This window comes from Rhodococcus sp. EPR-147, from assembly GCF_001647185.1.
Classification (GTDB): Bacteria; Actinomycetota; Actinomycetes; order Mycobacteriales; family Mycobacteriaceae; genus Rhodococcoides.
Window position 1 is genome coordinate 1 of sequence record NZ_LVCU01000592.1, and the last position, 6,434, is coordinate 6,434.

At 65.1% G+C, this 6,434-nt stretch carries 8 protein-coding genes; 5 read left to right on the forward strand and 3 right to left on the reverse strand.

The annotated features are described in order from the left end of the window. The 3 genes from A2J02_RS26615 to A2J02_RS26625 all read left to right on the forward strand — a co-directional run. Positions 1-1,433: ABC transporter ATP-binding protein (locus tag A2J02_RS26615; RefSeq protein ID WP_068055935.1), on the forward strand; the 1,433-nt coding region annotated here is incomplete at its 5' end. Positions 1,434-1,502: 69 nt separating this feature from the next. Beyond that, on the forward strand, positions 1,503-2,069 hold the full coding sequence (locus A2J02_RS26620) for a TetR/AcrR family transcriptional regulator (RefSeq protein WP_068055939.1): 567 nt from the start codon (positions 1,503-1,505) through the stop codon (positions 2,067-2,069). A 1-nt stretch (position 2,070) separates the two neighbouring features. Continuing rightward, a complete protein-coding gene (locus tag A2J02_RS26625; protein WP_068055942.1) occupies positions 2,071-2,559 on the forward strand; it encodes an FBP domain-containing protein in 489 nt (162 codons plus the stop codon). 134 nt (positions 2,560-2,693) lie between these two features. On the opposite strand, the gene A2J02_RS26630 is transcribed toward A2J02_RS26625, so the two are convergent. Together A2J02_RS26630 and A2J02_RS26635 are read right to left on the reverse strand one after the other, a co-directional pair. Next, positions 2,694-3,347, reverse strand: a complete 654-nt coding sequence (locus tag A2J02_RS26630; protein ID WP_068055945.1) for a hypothetical protein — start codon at positions 3,345-3,347, stop codon at positions 2,694-2,696. 30 nt (positions 3,348-3,377) lie between these two features. Then, positions 3,378-3,905, reverse strand: coding sequence for a general stress protein CsbD (locus A2J02_RS26635; RefSeq protein WP_068055948.1), 528 nt, complete (start codon positions 3,903-3,905; stop codon positions 3,378-3,380). A gap of 92 nt (positions 3,906-3,997) precedes the next feature. Here A2J02_RS26635 and A2J02_RS26640 point away from each other — a divergent pair, with 92 nt between their 5' ends. Together A2J02_RS26640 and A2J02_RS26645 are read left to right on the forward strand one after the other, a co-directional pair. Continuing rightward, positions 3,998-4,807: an alpha/beta fold hydrolase gene (locus A2J02_RS26640; RefSeq protein ID WP_068055951.1), complete on the forward strand. Its 810-nt coding sequence runs from the start codon at positions 3,998-4,000 to the stop codon at positions 4,805-4,807. 90 nt (positions 4,808-4,897) lie between these two features. After that, entirely contained in the window at positions 4,898-5,158 is a 261-nt protein-coding gene (locus A2J02_RS26645; protein ID WP_008710007.1) for an MbtH family protein, read from the forward strand. A gap of 10 nt (positions 5,159-5,168) precedes the next feature. Here the strand turns inward: A2J02_RS26645 and A2J02_RS26650 are convergent. After that, positions 5,169-6,434: threonine/serine ThrE exporter family protein (locus A2J02_RS26650; RefSeq protein ID WP_068055953.1), on the reverse strand; the 1,266-nt coding region annotated here is incomplete at its 5' end.

Sequence of the window (6,434 nt, forward strand, 5' to 3'; positions counted from 1 at the left end):
CCGTCGTGCGCCGCGCGCTGCATCTGCCGGTGGCCACGCTCGAGCGAGTGGGCAAGGGCGACTTGCTCTCCCGGGTGGGCGACGACGTCGCGGTGATGGCCAAGTCGATCGGTGAGGTGATCCCGCAGCTCGTCGGCGCGTTCCTGCTCGTGTGCCTGAGCATGATCACGATGCTCGGCATCGACTGGCGGCTGGGCCTGGCGGGGCTCGTCGCGCTGCCGATGTACGTCCTCGCGCTGCGCTGGTATCTGCCCCGCTCGGCACCGAAGTACGCGGCCGAGCGCGTGGCGATGGGCGAGCGAGCGCAGTCCTTCGTCAGCAGCATGCAGGGCGCAAAAACCGTTCGTGCGTACGGACTCGAGTCGGCGCACCTGAGCGAGATCGACAGAGCGTCGGCGAAGGCCCGCGACATCGGCGTCGATGTGTTCCGCTTGTTCACCCGATTCGGATCTCGAAGCAATCGCGCCGAATGCGTCGGACTGTCGGTGATCCTGTTGGCCGGATTCTTGCTGGTGCGAGGCGATCACGTCACCGTCGGTGAGACGACCGCTGCGGCGCTGCTGTTCCACCGACTGTTCAATCCGATCGGCACCCTGCTGTTCACGTTCGACGACATCCAGTCCGCGGGAGCCTCGTTGGCCCGGCTCGTCGGCGTCATCGACATCCCCGACGAGCGACCCGTCGGCGACGGTTCCGTGCCGTCCGACGCCACCTTGGACGTCACCGATCTGCGGCACGAGTACGAGTCCGGCCACGAGGTTCTGCACGGAGTGAACCTGCGGGTCGGCGCAGGGGAGACCGTCGCTCTCGTCGGATCCACCGGCGCAGGCAAATCCACGATTGCAGCGATCGCGGCAGGCTCGATGGCGTCGACGTCGGGGACAGTTCGGGTCGGCGGCGCATCACTGGATGCGCTGGGCAGTGAGGGCCTGCGGCGACACGTCGCGATCGTCAGCCAGGAAGTGCACGTGTTCGCCGGCCGATTGATCGACGACGTGTTGCTTGCCGCCCCTGATGCCGGTCGTGACGACGTCGAAGCCGCACTACGCACCGTCGGTGCCTGGTCGTGGGTCGAGGCGCTCCAGAACGGCCTCGACACCGCTGTCGGCGAGGGCGGACGCCAGTTGACCGCGGCACAGTCGCAGCAATTGGCCTTGGCGCGTTTGGTTCTCGCCGACCCGGCCGTCGCGGTGTTGGACGAGGCCACCGCGGAGGCGGGCAGTTCCGGTGCGCGAGATCTCGAAGCTGCGGCCGAGGCAGCGACCAGGGGGCGCAGCACGTTGATCGTCGCGCATCGGCTGACTCAGGCTGCTGCCGCCGACCGCGTGGTGGTCCTCGAACACGGCAGAATTCTGGAACAGGGCCCGCACGAGGAGCTGGTCGCGGCCGGTGGACGATACGCACAGCTGTGGGAGGCGTGGCAGGGTCGCTGATTGCTTTAGCAATTTGCCTAAAGCTATTAGGTTTGGTTACGGTGTCCTCGAAAGAACGAGGAGGCCGGTATGGCACGCGCAGGATTGACCGCGCAGCGCATCGTGGCGGCAGGAGCGGATCTGGCCGATGAGGTCGGCTTCGATCGCGTCACCGCCAGTGAGCTGGCCAGACGCTTCGACGTCAAGGTGGCGAGCCTGTATTCGCACCTGAAGAACGCGCACGAGTTGAACGTCGGGATAGCGCTGCTGGCGTTGGAGGAACTGGCCGATCGGGTGTCCGAGGCGCTGGCAGGCCGAGCGGGCAAGGACGCATTGGTGGCCGTCGCCAACGCGTATCTCGACTATTCGCGGGAGCACCCCGGTCGCTATGCGGCGACGCAGTTTCCACTCGATCACGAGACTGCTCTCGCAAGTGCGGGAGTGCGTCACTCGGCAATGATGAAAGCAATCCTCCGGGGGTACGACCTCGGTGAAGAGGATCAGGTACACGCAGTTCGATTGCTCGGCAGCGTGTTTCACGGCTATGCCAGCCTCGATGCGTCGGGCTCGTTCGGTCACAGTGCGCCCGATTCGCAGCAGTCCTGGGCCCGCATCCTCGACGGAATCGACACACTTTTACAGCACTGGAGGCAGTGACATGGAACCGATCTCCGAACGCGACATCAGGTCGTCGTTCGTCAACTCGTCCAAGGGAGACGCCGGAAGGCTCTCTCTTCCCGAGATGTTCGACGCTGTGCCGTGGAGCGATCTCGACTTCTTCGGTTGGGTCGATCCCAAGCTTGCCGGGAGGAGCTACATCGTCGTTCCTTCCGCGGATCGACTGTGTGGAATCTCGTTGCGCTACAAAGTCGGTGGGCCACGCACAGCGCAGATGTGCAGCATCTGCCTCACCACACACGCGAACGGTGGCGTCTCGCTGATGGCCGCCGCGAAAGCAGGCGAATCCGGCAGGCGCGGCAACACGGTGGGTACCTACATCTGCTCGGACCTCGCGTGCTCGCTCTACGCGCGAAAGAAGAAGACCCCGGCATTGGGCCGGCAGTTCAAGGAAGACTTCGATGTCGAGACCCGCACCGCGGCAGTCGAAGACAACATCGCTGCGTTTCTCGCTCGCGTCCTCGATTGATCAAGTGGTGGGCGGGGAGCGCGCGCCCCAATTGACGACTGCGCGCCCATGCTCTGATTCGAGTAGGGGCGCGCAGTCGGCAAAAAGGGTGTGAGGTCCTGCCGGAGATCGATAATTCGCCGATAGTGCCGACGTCAGTCCTTGTTCTTCTCTGCGATGAACAGCTTCTCGATGCGCTCCGCCTCGTCCTTCTTGGCGGCGGCCTCGTCGGAACGCTCGGCGGCCTCGGCCAGTTCGGCCTCGGACGGCGCGGCGGCCAGCTTCTCCTGCTTGTCGACCTGAGCCTGCTGCGCCTTCTTGCGATCCTCTGCGGCCTTCGCGGTGGCAGCGGCCTGCTCGTCGGCCTTCTTCTTCTTGGCGGCGGCTTCACGCTCGGCATCCTGAGCGGCCTCGCGCTTGCGCTGCTCGGCCTCCTGGCGGGCGTCACGCGCGGCTTCCTGGGCGGCGGCGTCGGCTGCGCGGCGATCCTTCTCGGCGGTTTCGCGAGCCACCTTCAATTCGTCGTTGGCTGCGGCCTTCTTGGCTCGAGCTTCGGCGTCGAGGCGCGCTGCCTCGGCACGGTTCTCGGTGCTGTCGACCAGGGTTTCGCCGCGATCGGCGAGTCCCTTGTCTCCCAACAGGTTTCCGACGGCACGGTCCAGTGAACCGAGCGTGTGCTCGTACACCAGGCGCGCAGGTGATTCCGCGTTCATCTTCTCGACTACGTTGGTCTCTATGAGCTGCAACGGAATTCGAGCGATCTTGTACTGGATGCGAAGAATGGTCATCGGTATGGCTAGGACACTCATGAAACGAAACTCCTGTTTTGCAGTAGTGGTTCAGGCCTGGTTGCGGAGCTCTTCGGCCTTCTTGCGATCGGCCTCGGCCTGACGAAGCGCCTCCTGGTGCTTCTGCGCGGCCACCATTTCGTCGGAGTCCGCGGCAGCCTGCTCGATGCGCCGGTCCTCTTCGGCCTCGATCTGCTCGGCGGTCGCGTCGACCTCAGCGGCAGCGCGCTCCTGCGCTATGGTCTCGCGCTTGTTCTGCTCGGCCGCGACCACCTGCGTCTCACGCACCCGATCTGCCTGCGCCTCGGTGACCGCGGCGTTCTCCTCTGCGGCCTCTCGGCGGCTTTCGGCTGACGTGCGAACGTCGGCCAGTTCCTCGGCGGCTTCGGTGGCCTGCGCTTCGGCGACCCGCTCCGTGGCCTGGGCCTCCTTGTGTTCACGAGCCTGAGCAGCCTGTAATTGGCCCTCGGCCGTCAACGAGTCGTTGCCGGTCACCGCGCCCACGACCTCTTTGGCCTTGCCCTTGATTCCGTCGAGCAATCCCTTGCGTGCTTCGCCCGCTACGTTCTCGTCAGTCATGTAACACCAGGTACCCACTGGCTGTTCGAGTAACCCCGTGTCGGTGTCGGACGATACGATCCCCGACGGACGAATCAGCAGTAAGGAGACGTATGCCTATCGCCAAGATCAACGGCATCGACCTGAACTACCAGGTCAAGGGCAGTGGAGACCTGGTAGTTCTGATCATGGGCACCGGTAGCCCGGGCCGTGTGTGGGAGCTGCATCAGGTGCCGGCTCTCACAGCAGCGGGTTACCGGGTGTGCACTTTCGACAATCGCGGCATCGCGCCGTCGTCGGAGAGCACGCACGGCATCACCATGGAGGACATGGTCGCCGATACTGCCGGCCTGATCGAGCTCGTTCGGAACGGTGACGAGAAGGCCTACGTCGTCGGAACGTCGATGGGCTCACGCGTCGCGCAGGAGCTCGCTCTGAGTAGGCCCGACCTGGTTCGTAAAGCGGTCTTCCTCGCCGGCCACGCCCGAGTCGACGAATTTCAGAAGACTCTCGCCAACGGCGAGCGAGCCTTGTACGACAAGCGCGTCGAGCTCCCGGGAACCTATTCGGCTGCGGTGACAGCGGTGATGAACCTGTCGCCTGCGACGTTGCGTGATTCTCGCGGGGCACGCGACTGGCTCGACCTGTTCGAGTTCTCCGCCTCCTCGCCGTCCGCCGGCGTGCGCGCTCAGCTGGGCATGGAGGACGATTTCGATCGAACTGCGGCTTACCGCGGCGTGTCGGTGCCGTGCCTGTCGGTCGGATTCGCCGACGATCGGATGATCCCGCCGTACTTGGGCAAGGAACTGGCCGACGCCATTCCCGGTGCGCGGTACGTCGAGATAGCGGACGCCGGGCACTACGGATATCTCGAGCGCCCCGAGGCCGTCAATGCGGAACTGCTCGGCTTCTTGAAGGCCTGACGGCACCACGGCTCGACCTGCGTTGCTAGGGTCGTGTGGCACCTCACGGTGCAGACTTACCAACCAAACGTTCGCGACGAGTGAGGCGAGATGAGTACCAACCCGTTCGATGACGAAGACGGACGCTTCTTCGTGCTGGTCAACGACGAAGACCAGCATTCGCTGTGGCCGACGTTCTCCGAGGTCCCTCAGGGATGGCGTGTCGTCTTCGGTGAAGACACCCGCGCCGCGTGCTTGGAGTACGTCGAGAAGAACTGGACCGACATGCGTCCGCGCAGCCTGCGTGAGGCCATGGAGGCCGACGCGGCTGCACGCGCATCCGCTGAGGGAACCCCCAGCACAGAGGCCTGAGTTCCGCCTTCTACGAAGGACTCGTACCGCGCCGCCGACGAACAGTCGGTCGGCGCGGTTCTTCTGTTCGGCGAAGCGTCGGGCGTAGGAGTTCTTCCGTGCGCGCGATGATGCGTGGTCGACGCAGGGTGCGGGCACCCCACTCACCCAATGTCACACCCGCGGCCAGCCCGCAGCCGACGCCGAATGCCGCGAACAACGAGCTGATGCCGAGCAGTAGCTGGTCGTTGAGGATCGCGTACAGACCTCGGTACAGCGCCAGGCCGGGGAGCAGGGGAGTGATACCCGCGACGGCGACGATCAGCGGTGGAATCAGCGCACGACGAGCCAACAGACCACCCGCGAATCCGACGACGGTGGCAGCGATGGCCGAGGCGATGATAGGCCCCACGTTGAGCGTCTGCGAGAGCAGATACACCAGCGATCCCGCGAAGCCGCCCATGAAGGCAGCCGTCAACGCACGACGCCCGGCGTAGCAGGCCAGTGCATAGAACAGCGACGCTGCTGCGCCGGCGATCACCTTGGTGGGGACCTGCAGGATGTCCGGTGGGGCCAGGTTGCTGATCTGCGGCAGATCGCTGCCGATCAGCGCGGCCAGCCGCAGAGACGTCGCGACGCCGGCGATGATGCCGCCCGTCATCATCAACACTTCGAAGAATCTCGACACCGCCGTGATCGGGGCACCGGTGATCGCATCCTGCACCGAGCCGACGAGCGAGAGCCCCGAGAGCAGCACGATCACCCCGGCCGCGATGATCTGCGACGGCGAGATACTGATGTTCAGCTGGTCCTGGAAGTTGTAGAGCGTGATCGCCGGTGTCGCCGCCACGAAGCCGCCGACTACCTGCTGGAAGAAGAACGGCAGGCCCGCACGGTTGAGGACGCGGCCGATGCGATCGATCACCATCGTCGTCAGAAAGCTGACCACAGCCACCAACGCGCCACCGCCGAGCAACACACTGATGGCAGCGGCCATGCCCGACCACGCCAGCGTCGCAATCCACCGGTTGTACGGGTGCGGAGCCTTGGTGATCTCGTCGAGCCGCTCGAGCGCCGCGCTCGGCGGCACCATCTTCACGCGCACAGCGCGGATGAGACGGTCGACCTCGGCCAGCCGCGTGAAGTCCATCGAGCGGTAATGCACGATGCGCATCGTCGACGCCGGAGGACGCGTCGGGCCCCGGTGAGCACTGAGGGTGATCGAGTTGTACGTGACATCGACATCGCATCGCGCGAGGCCATACGTCGCGGCGATGTACTGCACCTGAGTCGCCGT